At 70.5% G+C, this 24,835-nt stretch carries 16 protein-coding genes and 2 riboswitches; of the genes, 10 read left to right on the forward strand and 6 right to left on the reverse strand.

Going from position 1 to position 24,835, the window contains the following annotated elements; all coding sequences use genetic code 11:
- The first annotated feature begins 69 nt into the window (after window positions 1-69).
- From M1P99_RS11845 to M1P99_RS11855, 3 genes are all read left to right on the forward strand, one after another.
- On the forward strand, window positions 70-804 hold the full coding sequence (locus tag M1P99_RS11845; RefSeq protein WP_304452696.1) for a L,D-transpeptidase family protein: 735 nt from the start codon (window positions 70-72) through the stop codon (window positions 802-804).
- A gap of 505 nt (window positions 805-1,309) precedes the next feature.
- A complete protein-coding gene (locus M1P99_RS11850; RefSeq protein WP_304452697.1) occupies window positions 1,310-1,723 on the forward strand; it encodes a hypothetical protein in 414 nt (137 codons plus the stop codon).
- A 10-nt stretch (window positions 1,724-1,733) separates the two neighbouring features.
- The gene (locus tag M1P99_RS11855; protein WP_304452698.1) at window positions 1,734-4,658 is read left to right on the forward strand and encodes a DEAD/DEAH box helicase family protein; all 2,925 of its coding nucleotides are present in this window, start codon (window positions 1,734-1,736) and stop codon (window positions 4,656-4,658) included.
- Window positions 4,659-4,697: 39 nt separating this feature from the next.
- On the opposite strand, the gene M1P99_RS11860 is transcribed toward M1P99_RS11855, so the two are convergent.
- Window positions 4,698-5,957, reverse strand: coding sequence for an FAD-binding protein (locus tag M1P99_RS11860; protein ID WP_304452699.1), 1,260 nt, complete (start codon window positions 5,955-5,957; stop codon window positions 4,698-4,700).
- A 911-nt stretch (window positions 5,958-6,868) separates the two neighbouring features.
- Here M1P99_RS11860 and M1P99_RS11865 point away from each other — a divergent pair.
- The 3 genes from M1P99_RS11865 to M1P99_RS11875 all read left to right on the forward strand — a co-directional run bounded on the left by M1P99_RS11865 (window position 6,869) and on the right by M1P99_RS11875 (window position 12,073).
- On the forward strand, window positions 6,869-8,650 hold the full coding sequence (locus M1P99_RS11865) for an ABC transporter ATP-binding protein (RefSeq protein ID WP_304452700.1): 1,782 nt from the start codon (window positions 6,869-6,871) through the stop codon (window positions 8,648-8,650).
- 232 nt (window positions 8,651-8,882) lie between these two features.
- On the forward strand, window positions 8,883-9,629 hold the full coding sequence (locus tag M1P99_RS11870; RefSeq protein WP_304455668.1) for an ABC transporter ATP-binding protein: 747 nt from the start codon (window positions 8,883-8,885) through the stop codon (window positions 9,627-9,629).
- Complete coding sequence (locus M1P99_RS11875) at window positions 9,629-12,073, forward strand: FtsX-like permease family protein (RefSeq protein WP_304452701.1); 2,445 nt, start codon at window positions 9,629-9,631, stop codon at window positions 12,071-12,073. Before M1P99_RS11870 ends, M1P99_RS11875 begins: the two co-directional genes overlap by 1 nt.
- 55 nt (window positions 12,074-12,128) lie before the next feature.
- Here M1P99_RS11875 and M1P99_RS11880 read toward each other — a convergent pair whose 3' ends face one another.
- Both M1P99_RS11880 and M1P99_RS11885 read right to left on the reverse strand, forming a co-directional pair.
- Window positions 12,129-15,326: a type 2 lanthipeptide synthetase LanM family protein gene (locus M1P99_RS11880; protein WP_304452702.1), complete on the reverse strand. Its 3,198-nt coding sequence runs from the start codon at window positions 15,324-15,326 to the stop codon at window positions 12,129-12,131.
- A gap of 123 nt (window positions 15,327-15,449) precedes the next feature.
- Window positions 15,450-15,626, reverse strand: coding sequence for a hypothetical protein (locus tag M1P99_RS11885; RefSeq protein ID WP_304452703.1), 177 nt, complete (start codon window positions 15,624-15,626; stop codon window positions 15,450-15,452).
- A gap of 734 nt (window positions 15,627-16,360) precedes the next feature.
- Here M1P99_RS11885 and M1P99_RS11890 point away from each other — a divergent pair.
- Window positions 16,361-17,092, forward strand: a complete 732-nt coding sequence (locus tag M1P99_RS11890) for a class I SAM-dependent methyltransferase (RefSeq protein ID WP_304452704.1) — start codon at window positions 16,361-16,363, stop codon at window positions 17,090-17,092.
- A gap of 906 nt (window positions 17,093-17,998) precedes the next feature.
- On the opposite strand, the gene M1P99_RS11895 is transcribed toward M1P99_RS11890, so the two are convergent.
- The 3 genes from M1P99_RS11895 to M1P99_RS11905 form a co-directional block, all read right to left on the reverse strand.
- Window positions 17,999-19,084, reverse strand: a complete 1,086-nt coding sequence (locus M1P99_RS11895; protein ID WP_304451417.1) for an IS110 family transposase — start codon at window positions 19,082-19,084, stop codon at window positions 17,999-18,001.
- Between the two features lie 111 nt (window positions 19,085-19,195).
- Window positions 19,196-19,867 carry a response regulator transcription factor gene (locus M1P99_RS11900; RefSeq protein ID WP_304452705.1) on the reverse strand — a complete coding sequence of 224 codons (672 nt, stop codon included), beginning with the start codon at window positions 19,865-19,867 and terminating at the stop codon, window positions 19,196-19,198.
- Window positions 19,868-19,882: 15 nt separating this feature from the next.
- Complete coding sequence (locus tag M1P99_RS11905; RefSeq protein ID WP_304452706.1) at window positions 19,883-21,376, reverse strand: histidine kinase; 1,494 nt, start codon at window positions 21,374-21,376, stop codon at window positions 19,883-19,885.
- Window positions 21,377-21,521: 145 nt separating this feature from the next.
- Window positions 21,522-21,736: riboswitch (cobalamin riboswitch) on the forward strand.
- A gap of 59 nt (window positions 21,737-21,795) precedes the next feature.
- Here M1P99_RS11905 and M1P99_RS11910 point away from each other — a divergent pair.
- From M1P99_RS11910 to M1P99_RS11920, 3 genes are read left to right on the forward strand one after another with little or no spacing between them, the layout of a single operon-like run.
- Window positions 21,796-22,833 (forward strand): ABC transporter substrate-binding protein, encoded by a 1,038-nt coding sequence (locus tag M1P99_RS11910; RefSeq protein WP_304452707.1) that lies wholly within the window; start codon window positions 21,796-21,798, stop codon window positions 22,831-22,833.
- Window positions 22,830-23,846: an iron ABC transporter permease gene (locus tag M1P99_RS11915; protein ID WP_304452708.1), complete on the forward strand. Its 1,017-nt coding sequence runs from the start codon at window positions 22,830-22,832 to the stop codon at window positions 23,844-23,846. The genes M1P99_RS11910 and M1P99_RS11915 overlap by 4 nt, the downstream gene beginning before the upstream one ends.
- Window positions 23,843-24,655 carry an ABC transporter ATP-binding protein gene (locus M1P99_RS11920; protein ID WP_304452709.1) on the forward strand — a complete coding sequence of 271 codons (813 nt, stop codon included), beginning with the start codon at window positions 23,843-23,845 and terminating at the stop codon, window positions 24,653-24,655. The genes M1P99_RS11915 and M1P99_RS11920 overlap by 4 nt, the downstream gene beginning before the upstream one ends.
- Window positions 24,656-24,686: 31 nt before the next feature.
- Window positions 24,687-24,820: riboswitch (cobalamin riboswitch) on the forward strand.
- Window positions 24,821-24,835 lie beyond the last annotated feature (15 nt).

Genomic DNA, 24,835 nt, shown 5'->3' on the forward strand with positions numbered 1-24,835 from the left:
CCTCCCCCCGTTCGTCCACATCTGTGGACGAAGGGCGGGGAACGCCGTGCGGGTGGGTAAAGGAGACGTATGGTAACCCCCTTGTCACTCCCACGAAGGTTCCGCGCGCGCGTCCCCACCCGTGCGGCCGTCACCGCCGCGGTGGTGGCGTGCGCGCTGGTCGCGGCGCTCACCGCGACGGCGCGGCCCGCCGCGGCGGTCGCCCCCGCCGAGCTGCGCCAGGGTTCCTCCGGACCGGCGGTGTCCGAGGTCCAGGAACGCCTGGCCGAGCTCGACTACTGGATCGACGGCGTGGACGGCGAGTTCGGCTTCAACACGGCCCAGGCGGTCACGGCGCTGCAGAAGGCGGCCGGGATCGACCGCGACGGCATCGTCGGCCCCGATACCCGTGCCGCGCTTGACGAGGGCGTGCGGCCCTCCGCCACCTCCTCGTCGGGCGACGTGCTGGAGATCGACCTGGAGCGCCAGCTCCTGCTGGTGGTCTCCGGCGGAGAGGTCGAACGCGTGCTCAACACCTCCACCGGATCGGGACGGCCCTACGAGGGCTCCGACGGCACCGAGCGCATCGCCACCACGCCGACCGGCACGTACTCGGTCTTCCGCGAGGTCGACTCCTGGGACCCGGGCCCCTACGGCGCCCTGTACCGGCCCAAGTACTTCAACGGCGGCATCGCCGTGCACGGCTACCCCAGCGTGCCGCCGCAGCCCGCCTCGCACGGATGCGCCCGGGTGAGCATGGCCGCGATGGACTGGCTGTGGGAGAGCGGGAACATGGAGGTGTACACGACCGTCGTCGTCCGATGATCCGGGCCCGGTGCCGCCGGATCGCCCGGCGGCACCCACGGATCACCCCGCACATGCGCGAGGCCGGTCGCGCCCGAAGGTCGCGTGTTTCGGTCAACCTCAATACGGATATTCGGGTGTGCTAAAAAGGAAGTGCTCTCCGCTGACCCTCTATTACCAGGCGTAACAGCAGGGAATCTATGCGGCGTAATGGGGACGTATTCACTACGCTTCGAGATCACCTTTGATGTGTTTTCCTTGGAATAATCCTCAGCGTTCATCGCGGTGTGCCCGCGTCACACCCAGGGGTGTCGCACGCCTCCACAGCGCCCACGCCACAGGCGCTTTCGCGTGTCGCCTTCTTCCGGTAGATTTCCCCGTAGCCGATCAGTCGGAGTTATCTCGGCAACACCCCTCCTCTGGCCGTCGGTGTTCTCCCGCACCCTTGTTCGCGTATGCACCGTTCGCGCGTGCGCTGCGACGAACACACACGCTCCTGGTCGAATCCCCATCCTGCGGAGACTCATTGAGTACGACGGCCGTTCTCGAACCGACCGGTCCCAACTCCTCCCTGCGCGCCACCGGCTGGCTGGACCGCCTGCTGTCCACGCCGATCGACACCACCGTCGAGCGGATCGGCCTGCTCCGCGACCTGGCCGGCTACGACGAACGGCCCGACCCCCGCAGGGCCCGCAGTACCGAGGACTTCCTGCTGACCATGCGTCGCTACCTCGTCTGGGCGGGCGACTGGTCCTACCTGGAACTGGAGTACCTGTGCGGCGGCGCCGTCAAGGCGGCCACCTTCCGGGAGGTCCTCGAGGGCACCGAACTGCCGAGGTACGTCTTCCTCATGGCCTTCGTGACCGCCTGCGCGGGCGAGGACGAGGGCGAGCGCCGCCGCTGGGTCGACGCCTGGCGCGGACTCCGCCGCCCGTCCTAGAGCCGGGCGCATGCCCGACGCACACCGAGGGGGACAGCCCGGCTCGGGCGGGCGGACGGCCCCGGAACCGTCGGTGTTCGCGGCGGCCTCCTGGCCCGGCGAGTTCCGGTCCTACCAGAACGACGCGCTGAGCCAGGTCGGCTCACGATGGGCCGACGGCCACCGGCGCACTTGGGTCGTGCTGCCGCCCGGCGCCGGAAAGACCCTCGTCGGACTGGAGGCCGCCCGCCGCCTCGGCCGCCGCACCGTCGTCTTCGCCCCCAACATCGCGATCCAGGGGCAGTGGATCACCCACTGGGAGGCCTACGACCGGCCGGAGGGCGGCACGGCCGGAACCGAACGGGCCCTGGAACACGACCTCAACGTGCTGACCTACCAGTCGCTCGCCGTCTTCGACCCCGAGGCCGAGACCGGCGGGAGCGGCTCCGTCCGCGACCGCCTCCACGCCAACGGCCGGTCCCTGGTGGCGGCCCTCCACGACGCGGGTCCGCTCACCGTGGTCCTCGACGAGTGCCACCACCTCCTCCAGGTGTGGGGCCGCCTGCTCGCCGAGATCCTGGACGGGCTTCCCGACGCCCACGTCATCGGTTTGACCGGAACACCCTCCGCGAGCCTGACCAGAACCGAGAAGGCACTGGTGGAGCGCCTCTTCGGAGCGCCGATCACCGGCGCGTCCGTCCCCGCGCTCGTCCGCGACGGCTACCTGGCCCCGTTCGCGGAACTGGCCTACATCACCGTGCCCAACGCGTTGGAACGCGAGTACCTCGCCGAGCAGGGGCTCCGGTTCACGGAGATGTGCGCGGAGCTGCTCACCCCCGGTTTCGCCGGGACCGACTTCCTCGCGTGGATCGACGTGCGGTTCGTCCACCGCTTCACCGCCGGACACGACCGGGCCGACTGGGACCGGCTGGCCGGTGAACGCCCCGACGAGGCCGACGCGGTCCTGCGGCTCCACCACGCCGGACTCTGCGCGCTCCCCAGGGGAGCCCGCCTCGCGGAACGGCACCGCCACCCGCCCGACGCCGACGACTGGGCGGCGCTCATCCGGGACTACGAGCGACACTGCCTCGACCCCGGCACCGAGCGGAACGGCGCCGCGCGTCAGAGCATCCGGGCCGCCCTGCCGACCGTCGGGTACCAGCTCACCCGACGCGGCGTCCGGGCCACCGCCTCGCCCGTGGACCGCGTCCTCGCCCGCAGCGCCGCCAAGTCCCAGGCGACCGTGGAGATCGTGGACACCGAGGCGGACGCGCTCGGCGACCGGTTGCGCGCCCTGGTCCTGTGCGACCAGGAGCGCGCCCGCACACCGCGGTCCCTGCGCGGCGTCCTCGCCGAGGACGCCGGGTCGGCCTGGCTCCAACTGGCCCTGCTCGTGGAGGACCCGCGCACCGCCTTCCTCAACCCCGTCATGATCACCGCCCGCACGGTGGCGACCAGCCCGTGGACCAGCGACGCGCTCATCGGCTTCGTCCGCGCCGAGCGCCCCGACCTCGACCTGTCCGTCCGGGAGGTGGACGGCCTCCACGTCATCGAGGGGACGTGGCCACCGCGCACACGCGTCGGGCTGGTGACCCGCTTCCTGGACTGGGCCGGCTGCCGGGTGCTGGTCGGGACCAGGGCACTCCTCGGCGAGGGGTGGGACGCGCGGGGGATCAACGTGGTCGTGGACCTGACGACCTCCACCACGGCGACGGCGGTCGCGCAGGGCCGGGGCAGGGCCCTGCGACTGGACCCCTCATGGCCGGAGAAGACCGCGCACACCTGGACGGTCGTGTGCGTGAGCCACGACCACCCCAAGGGAGACGCGGACTGGAACCGGTTCGTCCGTAAACACGAGGGCTACCCGGCCCTGGGCACCGACGGCGGCGTGGTGAGCGGGGTGGCGCACGTCGACGCCCGCCTCTCCCCGTACGAACCGCCGCCGGAGGGGCAGACGGACGCGATCAACGCGCGCATGCTCATCCGGGCGGGTGCCCGGGACGAGACACGTGAGCAGTGGCGGCTGGGGGAGCCGTACCAGGACACGCTGACCGCCGCGCTGCGGGTCTGGGAGAAGCGGGTGCCCCCCGCTCCCCGGCAGCCCTCCGTCCACCCTGAGCCCCCCGAGCACGGGCGGTCCCCCGCTCCGGGGCCGCCGCCCACCGTGCTGCCCGCCGACGCCGGAGCGATCCGGAGGGCGGCGGACCCCGGGGATTCGGAGCGTGCCCGGCGACAGGGGCGCGCCGCGTCGGCCCGGTCGGTGTGCGCCGCGGTCGCCGGCCTCGTGTCGGGCATGTTCCTCGGCCCGTTGCCGGTCGTGGTGGCGGTGGCCCTGCTGTGTGTGGCGGCTTCGGAGCTGGCGACGGCCGGCGCCGAGCGCGGGGCGGAGGTACGCGACGCCCGACGCCTGCTGGAACAGGCCAGGGGACCCGTCGGGATCGACAGGTACGCGTGCGCCGTCGCCGACGCGCTCAGGTACGCGGGGCACTCCGAGGTCGGTGCGCAGGGAGTGCGGATCCATGTGGACACGGCCGGTGTGCGCCAGTGCACCCTGACCGGCGCGGGGCCCGGGGCCGCCGAGATGTTCGCCGTCGCCCTGGAGGAGGTCCTCAACCCGGCCGTCGGCGGCGATCCGGCCCCGACCGCCCGGCGCCACCGCCGCTGGCTGGCGGTCCGGTACGAGCTCCCCGTTCCCGCTTCGGCGCGGGAGGGGCGCGAGTGGGCCCGCGCCCAGGTCCGGGGCCGCTCCGCGCCGAACCGGAAGGTCTACCACGCGGTCCCGCACGTGTTCGAGCGCGACCGGCGGGGGTCCCGGGCCTTCGAGAGGGCCTGGAACAGGTGGGTGAGTCCGGCACCCCTCCTCGACCTGCGCACCGACCCCCGCGGCGACGCCCTGGCCGAGTACCGGCAGACCGCGGCCGAGGTGACCACCGGGTTCGGGCTCATCTGGAGCTGACGCCGGCGGGCCGGGGGAGGACCCGGCAGGTCCCGGGCCTCACACCAGGGGAAAGAGGGCGTCGGTGAAGGCGTTGCGGAACTTCCCCCGAGGGTCGAAGTCCGCGAGCAGGCCCCGGAAGTCGGCCGCCCGCTCGTAGCCGCCGATGACCTCCGCCGGGTCCAGCGCGGTGAGCTTGCCCCAGTGCGGCCGTGCGCCCAGAGGCACGAGCCGGTCCTCCACGGCGGAGATGACGGGCAGCACGGTCGCGGGGTCCTTGCGCCAGGTGAAGTGGAAGGCGACGGTGTCCCGGCCATGGGCGGGGCTCAGCCACAGGTCGTCGGCGCGGATCGTGCGCACCTCGGAGATGTGCAGGGCCGGGGCGATGAGGTGCCCGATCTCCCGGAGCGCGGCGAAGCAGGCCGGGGCGGCGGCCCGGGGGAGGTAGAGCTCGGACTGCAGTTCGTCGCCCGCGCTCGGGGGCAGCTCGGGTCGGAAGTGCGGCAGGCGCTCGAACCAGGGCCCGACGGTGCCCAGCTGCTCGGTGCTGGGTTCGGGCGGCATACCGGGGACGGGATGCATCGGCCCGGTCGCGGGCCGTCCGCCGTCCCAGCCGCCCTCCGGCCGGTCGGTGCGGTTCTTGAGCCACACGTCGCCCCCGCCCGCGTGCCAGTCCGTGAAGAGGCTGACGCTGGTGGCCGCGCCGAACACGTCGTCGAACCGATCGGCGACCTCGTCCAGGGCCACCCCGACCCGCACCCGCTGGGTCATCTCGTAGGCGGGCTCGACCTCCAGGGTGAGCCGCGTGACGACGCCGAGCGCGCCGAGGGCGACCACGGCCCCGGGGAAGGCGTCCGGATCGGTGTCGCGGCCCAGCCACCGAAGGTCGCCGTCCGGCCCGACGAGCTCCAGGGCGCGGACGGCGGCGGACAGGCAGCGCTGCCCGTCACCGGAGCCGTGGGTGCCGGTCGCGCAGGAGCCCGCGACGGAGATGTGCGGCAGTGAGGCCAGGTTGCCCAGCGCGAAGCCCTCGCGGTGCAGGGCGACGGCCAGGTCGGCGTAGCGCAGTCCGGCGGAGACGGTCACGGTGGAAGCGGCCGGGTCGACCTCGGTCACCACGGGCAGCCCGTCCAGCCGGACCAGGTCGCGGTCGGAGTCGGCGACGAGGTTGAAGGAGTGGCCGCTGCCGAGGGCGCGGATGCCGGTGCTGTCCCGGACGAGCCGTCGCAGCTCGTCGACGGTCGCGGGCCGGTGCACCCGCGGGCTGGCGAAGGTGACGTTCCCGGCCCAGTTGCGGAGCGGTGCGTGCGGCGTGGGCATGAGCCCTCCGAAGGAGAGAGGTGTCGTGTCCCGGTTCCCGAGGCGCCGCCGCGATGGGACGGCCTCCGGGAGGATAACCGTTCAGTCTGGCAGGGCCGGCGGCCGGGGCCCCCGTAATGTGAGCGCTCACATGCCCGGCGCGAAGCCCTGCGCGTCCTCGTCCTCCCTCGGCGGCGGGGCCTGACCCGGACACGGCGCCACCACGACGATCGACAAATGTGGCCACGAGATCCCCAGGCTGCGCAGCGTCAATGGGAGTATGCGCAGCTCGTGCATGGCGGTTGAATTATATCCGAAAAGGAACCGGAATTCCGCTGTGCGTCTTTCCCTGGTTCCGCCAGGGGATTTCGCCTCTGGGGGTGGGGGATTCTGCACTTCCTGTCGGCTGCACGGTGCCCCCGGCATACCACTGGGCTGCTCGTTTGCAGTCCAGATGCGTGAGTCCGTTACTGGGCGACGGAATGATGTTGGACCAAGATGCCACCTCGCCGAGCCCGGAGGAAGATGGCCACTTTCGGCCACATGATGAGTTGCGGGCAGGGGTGTCTGACCTGTTGAGACGCTGAAACCCACCGAGATAGTAGGTGGGTTGGCGCTCCAGTCGAAATGGTCTGATGGTCGAGTCGAGGCGCGTGGCCTGCGGCTTCTCATTTCTCTGCTGTCAGGGTCGGGTGAGTAGGAAGCTGGACATCTTCTCATCTGCCGAGTACTCTCGGCACTCAGGTAATTTCTTCTCCTTCTATTACGAAATGAACAAGGATGTAATACTCAGCGCATGCGTGCTCGATTTCTGGCTGAAAATTCGCTCTAGCGGATGAGATGAATTCCAATGTTATACGTGCCCTGAAGCGGCGTTGATTGTCCTCGGGGATGATGATTTCACACGAATACGATTTCTGAGGGTGCCTTCCTTGAGTGTTGACGACGTAGAGAATCCTCTGGCGGAGGCGGCCCGCACGGCCCCTCTGCGGCGGCTATGGGACTACGCCCGACCGCACTGGCGTGTGCTCGTGGTCGGGACCGTGTTCTCCTTCCTCGGCGGCGCGACCAGCCTTGCCCAGCCCCTCGTGGCCCGCCACGTCATCGACGCCCTCGGCGCGGGCGATCCGGTCATGGGCGCGGTCCTGGCCCTGACCACCGTCATCGTCGGCGGAGCCTTGATCGGGGCGCTCGGGGCCTTCCTGCTGGAGCGCACCGGTCAGGGCATCGTGCTGGACGTGCGCCGCAGCCTGGTCGGATCGCTGGTACGGCTGCGCGTGAGCGAGGTCGACCGGCTCAAGCCGGGCGACCTCGTCGCACGGCTGACCGCCGACACCACCCTGCTGCGCTCGGTCGCGACCAGTGGCCTGACCGACATGGTCAGCAGTTCCCTCCTGCTCGTCGGAGGTATCGCCGTCATGGTCTTCCTCGACTGGCGCCTGTTCCTGGTGAGTGCCGCGATGGTCGTGGCGGTCGGACTGCTCATGGGCGTGGTCCTGCCGCGGATCGGCGCCGCAACCCAGGCCGCCCAGGCGGCACTGGGCGAGATGGGCTCTCATCTGGAGCGGGTCTTCGGGGCGTTCCGCACGGTCAAGGCCTCCTCGGCCGAGCGGGTGGAGACCGACCGGCTGGACGCGGCGGCCGTGGAGTCCTGGCGCAAGGGTGTCGCGGTGGCCGGATGGTCCGCGGTGTCGGGCACCGCGACCCGGCTGGCGGTCAACATCGCCTTCCTGACCATCCTCGCGATCGGCGGCGCCCGGGTGGCCACCGGCGGGATGGACGTGTCGACGCTGATCGCGTTTCTGTTGCTGCTCTTCTATCTCATGCAGCCCATCAGCAGCCTGACCTCCTCAGCGACCCAGTTGCAGACCGGCCTGGCCGCCGTGCGCCGCATCGACGAGGTCGCCGAACTCGACCGCGAGGACGCGAAGCCCCGCTCGGCCCGGGGACCGGCGACCGGCGCCGGCGGTCCCGCCTCGGTGGTCTTCGAGGACGTCGCCTTCCGTTACCGGCCCGGACTGGCCCCGGTCCACCACGGTGTATCGTTCACCGCTGACGGCGCTGGCCTCACCGCGCTGGTCGGCCCCTCCGGCGCGGGCAAGACGACCGTGTTCTCTCTGATCGAGCGGTTCTACGATGCCACCTCGGGCCGGGTCCTGCTGGACGGCATCGACGTGCGCTCATGGCCGCTGGCAGCCCTGCGCGCCCAGATCGGATACGTCGAGCAGGACGCCCCGGTCCTGGACGGCACCCTTTGGGAGAACCTGATGATGGCCGCACCCGGGGCGGGCGAGGACGCGCTGGCCGATGTGGTGGCCCGGGCCCGGCTCAGCGAACTGGTCGACCGCTTGCCTGAGGGGATGAACAGCGCCATCGGCCACCGGGGCGTGACCATCTCCGGCGGCGAGAGGCAGCGCGTGGCCATCGCCCGCGCCCTGCTGCGCGACCCCCGGCTGCTGCTCATGGACGAGGCGACCTCACAACTGGACGCGGCCAACGAGGGCGCGCTCAAGGCAGTCATGCTGGAGGCGGCCCGGCACACCAACGTGATCGTGGTCGCCCACAGGCTATCCACGGTCACCAATGCGGACCGGATCGTGGTGATGGACGCGGGCCGGGTGCGCGCGGTGGGCACCCACGCCGAGTTGGTGACCGGGGACGAGCTGTACCGGGACCTGGCCGCCGGACAGCTCCTGGCCACCGAACGGCTCTGAGAGCCCGTCCCGGGTGTGCATGTCCTGATCCTGGGAGTTCCGCGTTCGAGCGCGCGTTCCGGGATCCCGCCCCACGGCTGCGCGTATCGCGGTATCCGTCATTTCGTGATCGAACGACGCCACCCGACCTGACGAAAGTCAGGGCCGTGCCCGGTCGGTCGGCACTGTCGGCGGAGTGCTGTCGCTACTTAGCGTGGTCATGATGAGACGACCACGACGGGAAAGCGGCGATATGGGCACGCCCACGAGGCAGCGCGGATACACACTTCAGGCGGTCCACCTGGTCAAACAGTATGGCGAGGGTCCCACCTCCGTCACCGCCGTCGCCGGCGTGGAGCTCGGCTTCTCCCGTGGGGAGTTCACCGCGGTAATGGGGCCGTCCGGGTCCGGTAAGTCCACCCTCATGCACCTGTTGGCGGGGTTGGACACGCCCACCAGCGGGCGGGTGGTGGTCGAGGGCCGAGACCTGTCCCAGCTCACCGACAAGGAGCTCACCGTTCTGCGGCGCGAGCGGATCGGCTTCGTCTTTCAGGCCTTCAACCTGTTGCCCACCCTCACCGCGGAGCAGAACATCCTGCTCCCGCTCAAGCTCTCCGGCCGACGCCCGGACCAGGCCTTCTTCGCTGAGGTAGTGCGTTCCCTGCGCCTCGGCGACCGGCTCGGGCACCGTCCTGGCGAGCTGTCGGGCGGGCAACAGCAAAGAGTCGCGGTCGCGCGTGCCCTGCTCACGCGGCCCGCCGTTGTCTTCGCCGACGAGCCGACCGGGGCCCTTGACGTCTCCACCGGCCGTGAACTGCTCGAACGTTTGCGTGTGGCCTGCGTCGAACTGGGCCAGACCATCGTCATGGTCACCCACGACCCGGTCGCGGCGACCTACGCGGACCGTGTCGTGCTGATGTCCGATGGTGTGCTGCACGGCACCATCGACCATCCCACCACTCAAGAGGTCCTCACAGCCATGACCCGGGCGGAGGGCTGATGCTCGGCTACGCCTGGGCGCAGATTCGCGCCTACCCGGTCCGGCTGACGGCCGTCTTGTTGGCGATCGTTCTGGGTACGACATTCCTCGCGGCCACGGCCGTGTTCACCTCTACCTCCGCCGCGGGGCTGCGGGCGGTGGCCGCTGCCCCGCTCTCCGCGGCCGACGTGGTCGTCGATCTGGATCCGGAGGCCGCTGATCCCGGACCGGAGTGGCCGGACCTGGTCGCCGACCACCCCGACGTGGCAGTCGTCGCCCCCTACCATGCCCGCACCGTCGAACTGCTCACGGACGACCAGCGGGCCACGACCAACGTCTACAGCATCGCGGCCGAGCCCGAGCTGCGCTGGTTCGACCTGGAGGAGGGTGTCTGGCCCTCGGCGACCGACGAGATCATCGCCGATTCCACGACCCTGGAAGCGGCGGGCCTTGCTATCGGGGACACTGTGCGGCTCGTCCCCTCGGAAGGCGAGGAATCCCGGGTCACCGTGGTCGGCGCCGTGGAACTGGGCTTCCAGCCGCTGACAGGGGTCCAGTACCAGTTCTATGCCTCCGAGGCGTACTTCGCGGGGGACACGCCCGTCAGCGCCCTGGGCCGTGTCGCCGACGGCGCATCCGCTTCCGCGACGGCGGCGGACCTGACGGCTTCCCTGCCTGAGGGCCTGGGCGCCATGACGGCCGAGGAACAGGCCGACTTGGCGGCCGACCGGTTCGCGGGCGGCTCCCAACAGCTGGAGCTGATCCTTCTCGCATTCGCACTCATCGCCCTACTCGCGGCGGCGATGGTCATCACCAACACCTTCACCATCCTGCTCGCCCAGCGCCGCAGGGACACTGCTCTGCTGCGGCTGGTCGGGGCGGACCGTGCACAGGTGCGCAACCTGGTCGTCACCGAGTCCCTGATCACGGGTTCGGCGGGTTCGCTTCTTGGAGTGGCCACGGGAGTGGGCGTCGGATACGCGGCGGCCTCGATGATGGGGCTCACCGGCGGCGGCCTGGACGTCAACTTGCCGGCCCTGGGCGGAGCGTTCCTGGTCGGTGTGGGAACGACCGTGTGCGCGGCGTGGTTGCCTGCTCGCCGGGCCGCCGCGACGGCGCCGGTGGAGGCCCTGCGCTCGGCCCCTCTGCAGGGCTATCCCCGCTTCGGCGTGGTTCAGGTCGTGGGCGCAGCGGTCGCGCTGGTCGGTGTGGCGGCGATGGGTGTGGGAGCGGCGGCCGGTTCTCTGCCGCTGGCCATCGGCGGTGGATTTGTCGGGGCGATCGGCCTGCTCGTGGTACTGCGGTCCGCGATCTCCGGACTCATCAGGGTGGTCGATCCGTTGCTGCGCCGGATGGGTGGCATCGCGGAGCTGGCCGGGGCCAATCTTCAGCGCAACCTCGGCCGGGCGGCCACAGCCACGCTCGCGCTGGTGCTGGGGCTCGGCCTGATCACCGCTTTGACCACGGCCGCCGCCACCGGCCGGGCGACCATCGACAGCGATCTGCGCGACCGGTACCCGGTGGACGTGAGCGCCCGTGTGGACTCCGGCTCGGTCGGCCCGGGCACCGTCGAGATGGTCGCGGAGATCGACTCCCTGGACATGGTCGAGGCGGTGCGCACCGCCGAGGTGGAGATCGGTGAACTCGGTGCGCAGACTCTGGTCGGGATCTCCCCGGATATGGCTCGGGCGGCCGGAGCCGACGAGCTGGACGAGGGCGGCACGGGATTCCCGGTGATGCTCGTGTCCGGAGACCAGCTGGCAGTGCTTGGCGCTGAGTCAGGGCGGGATGTGGACTTGGTCGTCGGAGAGGTCGACCAGACCTTTACCGTGGTGTCGTCCAACCTGGCCACCGCTTCGGGAGAGGTCGCCCCCGTGGTCCTTGACGATGTCATGGATTCCCTGGGTACGGACACGGACCAGGGGATGGTGTGGGGTGTGGCCGGGCCCGAGACCGATCGCGATGAGCTTGCCGACCGGATGACCCAGGTCGCCGGGGCCGATCCCGATATCGCTCTCAGCGGTGCGCTGAGCGAGCGGCGCGATATCACCGAGGTGCTGGACATCCTGGTCAACTTGTCCCTGGCAATGCTGTTCATCACCGTGGTGATCGCGATCATCGGCGTGACGAACACCTTGGGGCTGTCCGTTCTGGAACGCACCCGGGAGTCGGCCCTGCTCAGGGCGCTGGGGCTGACCAGATCCGGGCTGCGGGGCACGCTCGCGGTCGAGGCGATGGTGATCGCGTCCCTGGGTGCTCTGCTGGGCATCCTCATCGGGGTGCCGTACGGGCTGGTCGGTGTGGACGCCATCGTGGGGGCCACCGCACCCCTGGTGGTCTCCGTGCCCTGGGCCACCCTGGGACTGGTTCTGCTCGCAGCCCTGGCCATCGGGATCGCCGCGACGGTGTTCCCGGCGCATCGAGCCGCCCGTGTCGCGCCGGCCGAAGGGCTCAGCGGTGACTGAGGCGACCGGGCGGTCCAGTGCTTTGACGGGCTTGCCCGAGGCACTGGCCGCCGCCTCACCGCTGCCGGGGTCCCTCCAGGTGGAGAACCGACGGGACGACAGCCGGTTCGGCCATGCGCAGGAGCCCCAGGACGAACCCCGCCGAGCCGAGCATCAGGCCAGGGGAAGGCGCACGGGTCCCGGCGATGCCGTCCTCGGCCTTGCCCTGTTCGAACCGCTCGAGGATCGTTCGGTCCAGCTGTCCCAGGGCGGCGCGGGCCCGCGCCGAGTGCCCGGACATCAGGGAGAGGAACTCACGGGCACCCAGGGTGCCGTGGCACAGCGAGTCGTTGGGGGGAACACCGCGGTCCAGGGCGACCTCGACCGCCAGTTCGGCCTCGGCTGCCAAGTCGGAGTCGGGCACCACCCGGTGCGCAAGCTCACGGCTCAGCCCGATACCGAGGGCACCGTGGCACCACTGGACAGGGAAGGCGGCTTGTCCCCGTACCTCCCGGCGCAGATCGGGCCAGGAACCGACGTCGGGGTTGAAGTTCTTCCGGTCCACGGCCAGGGCCCGGAGCCCGGCCTCCATCAGCGTGTCGTCGCCGCCCGCGGCTCCGACCTCCACCAGAGCCCAGCCGATTCCGGAGGCACCATGCGCGAATCCGCCCAGGACACCGCCGTCGATGTCGGTCGGCCAGCCCAGTGCCTCGCCGTCCTCCTGGCCCCGCCCCGCGACGATACGGGCGACCCGCAGCGCGGCGGTCAGGGTGCGTTCGTCACCCGTGTACTCGAACAGGCGCAGGCACACCACGGCCGCGCCCGAGGCCCCGGCTGCCAGGTCGTGGTAAGTGTCGCGTTCGGCCAGACGCACGATGGTGTCCACACCGCCCTTCAGGAGGCGGTCGATCCGGGAGTCGCCGCCGACGGCGGCGGACAGGTGGGCCAAGGCGTACAGGGCGCCCGCGTAGCCGCTGTAGGCGCCCATCGCGTCCGAAACGGGCGCCGCTCCGGCGTTGGTGTCCTCGACGAAGGCCATCACCGGTCGGGCGCACAGCCAAGCGGTGTCCAACAAAGCCGGATCGGGGGCGTCGGGGGAACCGAGAGCCAAGGCCGCGCCGACGTGGGTCAGGGTCAGTCCGGACAGCCCCTCGAACAGCATCGGGGACAGAGGCCGGTACTCGAAGCCGGCGCCGCTGAACGAGGCGGGACTGATCCCGATCCAGGTGCAGTCACGCCCCGAGGAGCCGTCCACCCGGGAGGCATCCAACCTCGCCAGGACGGTTCGCGCAGCGGCCAGGGCCCGTTCACGGAGTGCCTCGGGCTCGGGACCAGGGGTCAGGGCGACCGGTTGGAGCCGGCCCCGGCCGTGTCCGTCCGCGGCCAGGGTCGACATTGCCTCGCGGATGGTGGACACCTGCCGGATCAGGTCAGGCTCGTCCATGCCCGCTACCCGTTCACGCAGCGCCGAGGCCGCGGTCGCGGTGAAGTAGGCCTCGTCCACCACACCCTCGCCGTCCAAGAGGGAGATCCCCTCCACGGAAGCGTCGAAGCGGGGCACGTCGTGCCGCAGGAGCTGACGGATTTCGGAGGCCACGCCGGCGCGAACCGTGGGCTGACCGCTCGTGGTCGCCCACAGACGGTCGAACAGGTGCTCGCGGTCGACGCCGTCACCGAGGTGACGAGGGTGCGTGCTCTCGTACAGCAGCCTGCCGTACAACCTGGTGGGACGCAGTAGGTGGCGGGCCCGCAACCAGGACAGGTGCCCAAGGGCGGAGATGAAGCCGTCGGGGTCGGCGGAGATCAGGCCGCGGGCTCGCGTGAACCCGTCGACGATGTCCTCGGTGTGGTGTTCGGGTCGCAGCCCTTGCGGGTCGCCCGGCAGGTTCGCGGAGGGCCGCATCCGACCCGTGCCCTGGCCGACCGACATCCGGTCGGTGCTGTAGTCGACCAGGGTGGGAACAGTGATCTCCACGGATTCGAGGCCGCCGGCGACGACGCTGATGTCCGCTGTGGTACCACCCTGGCCGTTTCCCGAGCGCATCGGCAGGAACCCGACGCCCAGCACGCTGCGGTTGAGCAGGTCGCGGGCACGTGCGAATGCGCTCGCCGATGGATCGGCCACTTCGCGGTTCTGCAGGAGGGCCTCCAAATCCACGACGACGCTATGGATACCGGAGGCCACGGCGTTCTCCATGTGGATGTCGTTGGCCCCCAGGGCGTGTGTGAGGGCGAGTGCGGCGCCCACACCCCGATAGTGCTTGGCGAGGTCTTCCGGCGGGCAGGCGCTGTGCTCGACGAATTCGGTCCAGCCGTACCCGCCCCGGTCCACCACTCCCGGTGCCCGGACCAGCGGTCGGGTGGCGCGCTCGTTGAGGTGGTGCGCGGCGCGTTCGTACAGGGTGTCCATCCCGGTGCTGCGCGGCTTGTACACGACTCGTCCGCCGCAGGCGAAGGCGCCGATCGCGACGGTGCGCCCCTCGTCATGAGTGTCGCCGGAGTCCATGGACAACGACACCATCGGGGTCTTGGGGCCGGTGATCCAGCCGCGCGCGGCCAACTCCGCCCGGTCCGAGTCCAGCCGGGTGAAGAGCTCGGTGGCGTGCCGGAGCCAGTCCCGCCGTGCCCGTACGAGCAGGCGCGCCAGCACGGGGTAGTCGGTGAACAGGCGGGTGAGGTACGCGGGGTCGGCGAGCAGGCGCTGGTCGAAGTCGGCATACCTCGCCTCGGGCGTGTCCCCACGCAGCTCACCGCTTTCACGTGCCCGGTGCAACTCGGTGACCAGGGTGCGCAGGGACAGAGCCAGGATCCGGGTGGCCAGAGACGAGCGCAGATCCCGTTCCAGACGGGAGCCGGGGGCCGGGAAGTCCACCGAATCCCGCAGGGCGCGGCGCATCTCGCGCATGGCGGGTCCGGTGAATCGGGAGGTCAAGCCGGAGAACGGGGCTGGTGCGCAGGGGAGGCCGAAGACAACCGCTTCGTCGTCGTTCACCTCGTGGGCGCTGGTGATCACCTGTACGAGGTCCCGGGTCCAGTCGGGGAGTTCGGTCGTCGGGGTCGATGCACGTCGGGCCAGGGCTCGGGCGACGTCGCCCTCGGTGGTTCCGTGCGCGGCGAGGTAGCGATGGAAGGACTCCTCGTCGTGGAAGGCCTCGCGCTTCCACTCGTCCGGCGCCTCCCACAGCGCGGTGGTGTCGTCGTGCGCGACGGCGCGCAACCGCTCGGACAGGGACAGTGCGCGGTTGGCGATCTGGGCAATGACGTGCGAATCCACGGTCGACCGTTTCCTTGGGAGGGTTCGTGGGCGGACCATTCGGGGCGTTCTCCCACGCGGGAGCGCGGTGCGCGCCCGGGACTGAGCCCGGACACGCACCGCGCCGTGGGGACGGGTCAGGTGCTACTGGCAGGCGCAGACGAGGGTGCCGCACTCGATGGTCAGGGAGCAGACCCAGCCGCTACTGCTGGCGTAGATCTCGTTCCCCTCGGCGATGAGGTCCTGGGCGAACAGGTCGTCGGCCGGAGCGCCCGCCGGGTCGGTGCCGGCCTTGACGCGGTCCAGCATGGCGACAGTCATGTTGTTCCCTTTCTTCTTCATCGGTCCTCAGGTGGGGTGATAAGCCCGAGAGGGCGTGAGCACAGATGGCTGAGAAATAGTGCTGACGTGATCATCTCGGGCAGGAATAAAGCTAGGAGCCAGGTGAGGGGGTGTCAACCACTCGGGTCGTTCTCAAGGCGTGCTCAAGCGAGTGAATCCGAGCCAACGGGCGGTCTCGCCTGGGGAGACGTTCGCTAATCTCGGAGAGATGTACCGATGTCCGGGATGGGCCATGGGCTGACCCTTGAGGATCTCCGTGGCGCGTGATAGTCGAACTCTTCGTGTCTCACGAATAGCTGGTTTAACCTGCAACTTTGATATGTCTTTGCTGGTCAGGGCATCGTTCTGTAGAAATTCTGGGAGTTGCTGAAGCCTGATCGATCCTCCGGTCGGAGCCCTTGCTTTGCATGGTGCAGGGGTCAAGTCAGTGGGGGTTGAGTGCGCTTGAAGTGCGCCTTTCGGTAGGAAGTCAACGACTGGTTCATGGCATTCGCCGGGTGAGTCTATGGAAGGCATGCCGTGGCCGTAAGAGGCATGCCATAAAACTCCTGTCCGAGGATATATGATCTCTGTTCATGGTTATTGAACTGATCAGTGAAGAGAATTTCGCACCTTTTTTGCTAGCGTTCTCCGGGATGCGTGCCGGCCGGCTGGGCCGGGCGCCGGGCGAAGGGAGAGCCGTGGTGCAGGTCGACGACAACGGATATGGACGCATGTTCGCGGACCATTACGACGAGGTCATGCCCAAGGACGCCGTGGCGGAGCAGACCGCCGACGTGTTGGCGGATCTGGCGCGGGGCCGCGGACCGGCTCTCGAACTTGGCGTCGGGACAGGCCGGATCGCTCTACCTCTGGCCCGGCGGATCGGCACCGTCGTCGGTGTGGACTTCTCCCAGGGCATGCTCGACCAGCTCGAACGTGACACCAAGTCCACGGGGGAGAACGTCCGCTCCGTTCTCGCCGACATGCGGGACTACGCCGATGGCAGGGCCTACCCGCTCGTCTACTGCGTCACAGGAACTCTTTCGGGCCTCACCGATCCTGAGGACCAGCGCCGCTCCGTCCTGGCCTGGGCCCGGCACCTCGCACCGGACGGACTCCTCGTCCTCGAGATGCAGAACCCCGAGGCGGTGGCCCTGATCCACGGTGACCGCACGATCGACACGGTCTTCCAGGCTCACCCCGACAACGGGACCGGAGTCCTCGTCAGCCGTGTCCTGGACACCGAGCGGAGCCTGTGGCGGGTTTCCAGCGCCTACTTCGGGGCTTCCGGCGTCAAGGTCTCGCAGGAGACCTGCCGTCTCACGCCCCCCGAGGAGCTGGACGGCCATGCGGCTGAGGCGGGACTGGAATCGTTGGCGCGGTTCGGCGACTGGCACCGCGGCCCTGTCGAACCTCACAGCGGCACGTACATCAGCGTCTACCGCAGCTCCGCCGGCGGGTAATCCGTCTTCGCGAGGTTGCTGTCCAGACGGGCGTCGCGCCTCACCGGCCAGGAGGCCGGGCCAAGCAGGGCCGAGATGAAGCCTGGCTTGGCGTTCAACCTCGGCCCGTGGCCCGGACATCGTTCAGGCCACGAGTCCGGCTGTCCCACACACACCACGACGGCCTTCACGTGATCATGTGCATCGACCAAGAAAGACGTGAGAACACAGCAAAGGCCGTCACCACCGCCCGGGCCTGGGACCGAATGCACCCCCTGCTGACCCACCGCGCGGCCTGGGCCGACCATCTCGGGGAGCTGGCGGTGATCGAGGGCACCCTGGTGCTGCTGCAGGTACAGGCGCTGCCCTCCCGGCGGGCTACCAAGCCGTTGTCATCGCCCTGCTCGCGACCCACCCGCCGCCCGCCACCGCCCACAACGGGACACGCCCCAGCTGATATGTAGGGTTTTTTGTCAAGAGCGCAGCGCTGACCAGCGGTGATAGGTGGTGATCTGCCACCGCTGGTCTCCCTGCTGGGGTGGTCCCTGGTCTTCTTCGACAGATGCCGATCCCTCGCGCTGAGCTGGAAGTCAAGGTGGAGCGCCCCGAGCGCAGCGAGGGACGAACGACCTTGACCACCAGCGAGGGCGTGAGGATCCTGAAGCTGGCGGAGAAGGCGCCACAGGTTCGTTATGGGGACCGGTGGGAAGGCAGCCTGCGGCCCGCGTGTCACGCACGACGCGTGGTCAGACTGATATGCGCGGGTTGGCTACCGCAGGACGGGCTGTTCGGCGGGAACGAGGCCGCGGCTCTAGAGAACGAGCGTGGCCCAGGGGGTCAGCCCCGGGCTGCTCATAGCTGTATCGCGGATCGTTCCTCACGCGGCGGCACGCAGCGCCCTCCCACCGGTCGGCTTATCGCAAGGGCTCACTCCTGCACCACGGCCAGTGCCCAGCACCACCCGGCCAGCTCCCGGGCGATCGCGACCACGGCCACCGACGGCTTCTTGCCGCGCTCATCGAAACGGGCCCAACGGCGGTGCAGGCGGTGGTTGCCCGCATGCCCCCGGGACCTGGCCGCTGCCGGGGCCCTCTCCCACCGGGCGCGCATCTCGCGGGTGGGCTGACGGTAGGGGCGGCGGTGGTGCCAGGCGGCCTCCACCAGCAGCCGGCGCACGTGGGTGTTGCCGGTCTTGGTGATCGGACCCAGCACACGGCGGGACCCCGAGGAGTGCTCGCTGGGCACCAGTCCCACATACGCGCCGATGCTGGACCCGGTGAAGCGGTGCCAGTCACCGATCTCGGTGGCCAGCCCGAACGCGGTGACAGTGGAGATCGCGCGCAGGCACCGCAGCCGCTCCACCACCGGCGCCCACCCGGGGTCGGCGGCCTGCTGGGTGATGGCCTCATCCAACCGGTCACGGCGGTCCCGCACCATCAGGACCTGTTCGTGGGCGGCTTCGAAGGCCGCCTGCAGGGCCGGGTCGGTGAAGGATTGGCGGGCGATCCAGTCGTGGTGGGCCCAGGACCAGGTGTTCTTGCCCTCCCAGAGCAGACCCTGGCGCAGCAGGAGCTTGGACAGGCGGTGGCGGGCGCGCATCAGGTCGGCGCGGGCGTCCTCGCGGGCCCGGGACAGATCACGGGCGGCTTCCTGGGCCGGGGTGGGGACCCGGACCGGGGTGACCTCGCCGAGGCGGAGCAGGCGGGCCAGGTGCAGCGCGTCGCGGGCGTCGGTCTTGATCCGGTCGCCGCTGGGGCGCTGGAGTTTGGAGGGGGCGGCCACCACGCAGTCGAGGCCGGCCCCGGTCAGGGTGCGGGCCAGGGCGAAGCCGGTGGGCCCGGCCTCATAGACGACACGGACCGGGGTCGCGAGGCCGGTGAGCCAGCCGAGGATCTGGGTGTGGTCGCTGCTCAGGCGGATGGTGCTGATTTCGCCGGTGGGGCCGCAGATCGCGCACGCGGTGGTGGAGCGGGCGTGCACGTCCAGCCCGACGGTCGTAGGCTCGAAAGACACCGGGACCTCCCACACATGTAGGCACTACCGTCCAGGTTCTGCCTGGTCGGCAACCCACGGCAACGTGTGAGCGGGGTCCCGGCCTCTTCGCGAACCCTCCCTACATACCGTCTAGTCGAATCCGTCGCCGCTTCCGGGCTTCAGCCCGGCATCATGTGCCATCACGGCTGCCTCCACCCGGTTGCGCAGCCCCAGACGCTTGAGGATCGTGCTCACGTGGCCCTTCACCGTCCCCTCCACGAGGTAGAGTCGGCGGCTGATCTCGCCGTTGGACAGCCCCGCGCCCAGCAGAGCCAGGACCTCACGCTCGCGATCGGTCAACTCGCCCACCTGCTCGCGAGCGTGCAGCTGTCCCATCGACCGCCCGTGTTCAAGCCCGTTGAGGATTCTCCGTGCGACGTTCGGGGACAGGAAGGCGCCGCCCTCGGCCACAGCACGCACGCCCAGCAGCAGCTCCCGCGGGTCGCCGGTCTTGAGCAGGAACCCGTCCGCGCCCCCGGACAGCGCACGGACCACGTACTCCTCCTCCCCGAACGTGGTCAGGATGATCACGCCTGTTCCCGGGGCCGCGCGCCGGATCTCGGCGGCCGCGTCCAGTCCGTTCATGACCGGCATGCGGATGTCGACGATGACCACGTCGGGCCGGTAGGACAGGGTGAGATCCACGCCTTCCCGCCCGTCCGAGGCCTCGGCCACGACGTCGATCCGGGGGTCACCGTCGAGGATCGACCGCACCCCCGCGCGGACCATCGCCTCGTCGTCCACCAGCAGTACTCGGATCACGCCTGGCCTCTCCCGTCATCGCACCAGTGTCTCGGCCGACACCAGCACCTCAGTATCGAAGCACAATCGGTACGTTTCGTACCCGCCACCGAACACATCGTCATTGGACCTGTAGTAGACGCACTCCAGCCCGTCCGGCCCGTCGGGCCGTTCCCGCTCCCCGAACGGAGTCCGGTAGAGGTCGCCCTCGGGGAGCACGGCTTCGACCTCGGCCCGGGGCCGACCCGGTTCCAGCTCCTCGAACACGCTCGGATCCAGGGTGGCGGTCGCCGCCTGATGCGTGGCAAGCGCCACCGTCAACCCGTAGCCGGTCAACGCGGCCCCGACGGGGAGGCCCACCACTGCTGCGATCGCCCAACCCACCAGCCTGCGCGCCCGACGGTACGGGGCCACGTCCGGGTGTGGCTCGCGCAGGATCGGTGCCACCGGGGCACCTCTGAACCTGCCAGCCTTCGGGCTCGGCTCAGCCGCTGTCCTGGGGTCGCCCCCGGACCGTGACCCGGCGACCGAGCCTCGAAGCGGGATGCGCGCCGAGACCGTCCAGCCGGTCTCATCCTTCCCTGCTTCGAGCGATCCGCCCACCAACCGCACCCGTTCGCGTAGGCTCACCAACCCCGTTCCGGTGCCCGGCGCCCCAGGTGCCGTGTGCTCCGTCCGCCTTTGCTGAGAGGACGTCTCGCTCACCAGTACGGACACCTCGTCCGATGTTCTGGAGACCACCACGCGCAGAGCCGCTCCGGGCGTGTGTTTGGCGGCGTTGGTCAGAGCCTCCTGGACCACTCGCCGAACCGCATGGTCCACCATCACCGGCAGGTCGCCGGACTCCTCTTCCTGCTGCTCCAGGGCGACATCCATGCCCGATGCGCGGGCCCGCTCCACCAAGGTGCGAATCCCGCCCCCGGTCGGGTCCAGTGGAGCCGGATCCGCGTCGGCACGCAGTACTCCGACCGCCTCCATGATCTGCTCCGCCGCCCGGCCGGCGGCCTCACGCAGCTCCTTGGCCTGTGCCTGGCGCTCCTCGCTCAAGTCGGGGGCCATCTGCAGGCCGCCGGCTCGCAGCGACAACAAGCTCAGTTCGTGGCCCACTTCGTCATGCAGGTCCTGGGCGATGCGCGAGCGCTCTCGCATCCGGGCGCGCTCGGCGACGAGTCGGGCTTCCCGTTCGAGGGTCCGGGCCCGCTCCCAACCGGCCTGCTCCAGCGTGGAAGTACTACGCAGATACAGACCCACCAACCAGGGGAGCAGCACGGCGAACAGCACCAGTGCACTGCCCGTGACCCATATCCCCAGTGGCTGGGTGCTCAGGACGAGCCACACCGTTCCCGCGACCACACCGGTGAAGTAGACCGTCACCGCCGGACGGGGATCCTCCGACAAGCGGCCGGTGAGCAGTGCGGGCACGGGTAGGGCGATCACCAGCAGCGGCCACCACAGGGCCAGGAGGCCCATGGCGACGACGCAGGCCAGGCCCGCGTGGCTCCAAGGGGGCCGGGCCGGAAGTACTCGCATGGTCTGGAAGGTAACCGGTGCCGGTAGCCGGCGTCATCTGTCGAAAGTCAGGAAGCCGGGGGAGCTGCAGTCGCGAGCCGGGGACCGGGCGCCCGGGGCGACCCGTCGGCCACGGGATCCGTCCGTGTGAGGTGAAACGGGGCCTTGGTACGCTGCCGGAGCCAGTCGTACCACATCAGTGGTCAGGGAATCCGGTGCGAATCCGGAACTGACGCGCAGCGGTGAGGGGGACGGGCGGGGTACTGTGCGCCACTGGGGCGGGGCCGCGACGACCACAGCGTCGACGCGGAACCGGCCTGGGAAGGCACCCCGTCCGGGTGAACCCGAGTCCGAAGACCTGCTGGCCCCTCCGCGTCGAGTGCGCGGAGGAGCATCCATGCCAGGCTCCGCGTTCGGGCCCCGACATCCAAGGCATACCCATGCTGCGTTCCGCGCTCCGTCCCCTCGCCCTCCTCCTCGCTCCGTCCCTGCTCCTGACCGCCTGCGGCCCGTCCGCGGACGGGACCTCCGACGGGACCGGATCCGACTCCGGCGCCACCACGACGATCGACAACTGCGGGCACGAGGTGGGCGTCGACGCCCCTCCCGAACGCGTCGTCTCCCTCAACCAGGGCACCACCGAGATCCTGCTCTCCCTCGGCCTGGAGGACCGGGTCATCGGCACGGCCACCTGGACCGACCCGATCATGGAGGGCCTGGAGGAGGCCAACGAGGGCATCCCCCGGCTCGCCGACGACAACCCCTCCTTCGAGGCGGTGCTCGACGCCGAACCCGACTTCGTGACCGCCTCCTTCGTCTCCACACTCGGCACCGGCGGCGTCGCCACCCGCGCACAGTTCGAGGACCTGGGCGTGCCCACCTACGTCTCCCCGAGCGACTGCGCCGCCGGCAAGGACAACGAGAGCGGAGGCGACGGCTCCCGCAGCGAACCCCTCACCCTCGACGCGGTGTACGGCGAGATCCACGACCTCGCGCGGATCTTCGGCGTGGAGGAGCGCGGGGACGCGCTCGTCGCCGAGCTGGAGGGGCGCGTGGACGCGGCGACCGCGGACCTGGACGCCTCCGACACCTCCCTCATGTACTGGTTCTCCGACTCGCGGTCGCCCTACCTCGCCGGGTGCTGCGGCGCTCCCGGCGCCATCACCCGGGCGGTCGGCGCGCAGAACGCGTTCGACGACACCCACGACGAGTGGCCGCAGATCAACTGGGAGACCGTGGCCGACCGCGACCCCGACGTCATCGTGCTCGGCGACCTGACCCGCGAGGCCCAGACGGCGGAGTCCGCGGACGCCAAGATCGAGTTCCTGGAATCCGACCCCGCCACCCGCAACCTCACCGCGGTCCGGGAGGACCGCTACATCCTGCTCAGCGGCCAGGCGATGAACCCCTCGATCCGCACGGTCGAGGGGATCGAGCACGTCGCCGCCGGTCTGCGGGACCTCGGGTTCACCCAGTGAGGGGTGCGCGTTCCGCGCTGCTCACCACCGGCGGACTCGTGGTCCTCGCGGTCTCGATCGCGATCACCGTCACCATCGGCCCCGCGGACATCACCACGGCCGACGTCTGGCGCTCGGTGTCGGCGCGTCTGGGGCTGGGCGACAGCCCCCTGAGCCCGCTGCGCGAGGGCATCGTCTGGAACCTCCGGATGCCCCGGACCCTGCTCGCCGCGGTGTGCGGCGCCGGGCTGGCCCTGTGCGGCGCCGTCATGCAGTCCCTGCTCCGCAACCCGCTGGCCGACCCGTTCGTGCTGGGGGTGTCCTCCGGGGCCTCGACCGGGGCGGTGGCCGTGATCGTCCTCGGCTGGGGCGGCGGCGTGGTGTCGCTGTCGGCCGGCGCCTTCGCCGGCGCGGTGCTCTCCTTCGCGATGGTGGTGGTCCTCGCCCAGAGCCTCGGCCCGACCATGGACCGCGTGGTCCTCTCGGGGGTCGCGGCCATGCAGCTGTTCGGGGGGCTCACCTCGTTCATCGTCCTCACCTCCGCGGACGCCGAGACGACCCGGGGCGTGCTGTTCTGGCTGCTGGGGTCGCTCGGCGGCGCCGGATGGGCGGACGTGGCCCTGTGCGCGGCGGTGCTGGCCGGCGTCCTCGCCGTCTGCCTCGCCCACACCACCACCCTGGACGCCTTCGCGTTCGGCGAGGAGGCCGCGGCGCACCTGGGCGTCCGGGTGGTCCGGGCCCGCCTGCTGCTCCTGACCGCCACGGCCCTGCTCACCGCGGCCCTGGTCAGCTCGGCCGGGGCGATCGGCTTCGTGGGCCTGGTCCTGCCGCACGCAGCCCGCGCGCTCACCGGGTCGGCGCACGCCCGGCTCCTGCCCGTGACGGCGCTGAGCGGCGCCGTCTTCCTGGTGTGGGTGGACACCGCGGCGCGCACCGTGCTGGACCCGCAGGAGATCCCGGTGGGCGTGATGACCTCCCTCATCGGCGTGCCCGCCTTCATCGCCGTGCTGTACCGGGTCAGGAGGACGACGTGAACGACACCGAACCGGCCGTGGCCGACCACCGGGCCCAAGCCGACGAGCATGAGGCGGGGCTGCGCGCCGAACGCGTGAGCCGGCTGGTCGGCGGCCGGCTCATCCTCGACGGCGTCACCCTCGCTCCGCGTACCGGGCAGACCATCGGCCTGCTGGGCCCCAACGGCTCCGGGAAGTCGACACTGCTGCGCCTGCTCGGCGGCGTCCTCGCCCCCTCCTCCGGCGTGGTCACCCTGGACGGGCGGCCGCTCGTGCGGACCGCGCGCCGGGCGGCGGCGCGGCGCGTGGCCGCCGTCGAGCAGAACGCGCACACCCAGACCGAGCTGACGGTCCGCGACGTCGTGGCCCTGGGACGGATCCCGCACCGCCGCGCCTGGGCGCCCATGTCCGCCGCCGACCTGGAGGCCGTGACGGCGGCCCTGGAACGCGCCGGCCTCACCGGCCTGGCCGACCGGTCCTGGCACACGCTCTCGGGCGGAGAGCGCCAGCGCGCCCAGATCGCCCGCGCCCTGGCACAGGAGCCGACCGAGCTGCTGCTCGACGAGCCGACCAACCACCTCGACATCCAGTACCAGCTCGACCTGATGGAACTGGTCGCGGGACTGGCGGTCACCACCGTGATCGCCATGCACGACCTCAACCTGGCCGCCATGTACTGCGACCGGCTCGTGGTGCTGCGCGGCGGCCGGGTCGTCGCCGAGGGCACACCGGAGGCGGTGCTGACCCCGTCCCTCATCGGCGAGGTCTACGGCGTGCGCGCGGAAGTCGACGCCGGGCCCGGATACCCGGTCATCCGGTTCCTGCGCTGAGGCGGCTCGGGAGTCACCCGCCACAGCGGAAACGGCGGCGGACCGTTAAGGTGTGGATCCTTCGCTCGAGGCGCAGGAACCCGGTGCGAGTCCGGGGCGGTTCCGCCACTGTGAGACCCCCGCCAGGGGTACAGCCAGACACTGGCCTCGAACGTTCCTACCGCCGATGGGGCGAGAACC

It is taken from the genome of Nocardiopsis sp. YSL2 (genome assembly GCF_030555055.1).
In the GTDB taxonomy this organism is placed as follows: domain Bacteria; phylum Actinomycetota; class Actinomycetes; order Streptosporangiales; family Streptosporangiaceae; genus Nocardiopsis.

Excerpts from the sequence above, each read along its gene's own strand:
- M1P99_RS11845 (WP_304452696.1), top strand. The coding sequence starts at position 70 with ATGGTAACCCCCTTGTCACTCCCACGAAGGTTCCGCGCGCGCGTCCCC.
- M1P99_RS11855 (WP_304452698.1), top strand. The coding sequence starts at position 1,734 with ATGCCCGACGCACACCGAGGGGGACAGCCCGGCTCGGGCGGGCGGACG.
- M1P99_RS11860 (WP_304452699.1), bottom strand. The coding sequence starts at position 5,957 with ATGCCCACGCCGCACGCACCGCTCCGCAACTGGGCCGGGAACGTCACC.
- M1P99_RS11870 (WP_304455668.1), top strand. The coding sequence starts at position 8,883 with ATGGGCACGCCCACGAGGCAGCGCGGATACACACTTCAGGCGGTCCAC.
- M1P99_RS11875 (WP_304452701.1), top strand. The coding sequence starts at position 9,629 with ATGCTCGGCTACGCCTGGGCGCAGATTCGCGCCTACCCGGTCCGGCTG.
- M1P99_RS11885 (WP_304452703.1), bottom strand. The coding sequence starts at position 15,626 with ATGACTGTCGCCATGCTGGACCGCGTCAAGGCCGGCACCGACCCGGCG.
- M1P99_RS11890 (WP_304452704.1), top strand. The coding sequence starts at position 16,361 with ATGTTCGCGGACCATTACGACGAGGTCATGCCCAAGGACGCCGTGGCG.
- M1P99_RS11905 (WP_304452706.1), bottom strand. The coding sequence starts at position 21,376 with ATGCGAGTACTTCCGGCCCGGCCCCCTTGGAGCCACGCGGGCCTGGCC.
- M1P99_RS11910 (WP_304452707.1), top strand. The coding sequence starts at position 21,796 with ATGCTGCGTTCCGCGCTCCGTCCCCTCGCCCTCCTCCTCGCTCCGTCC.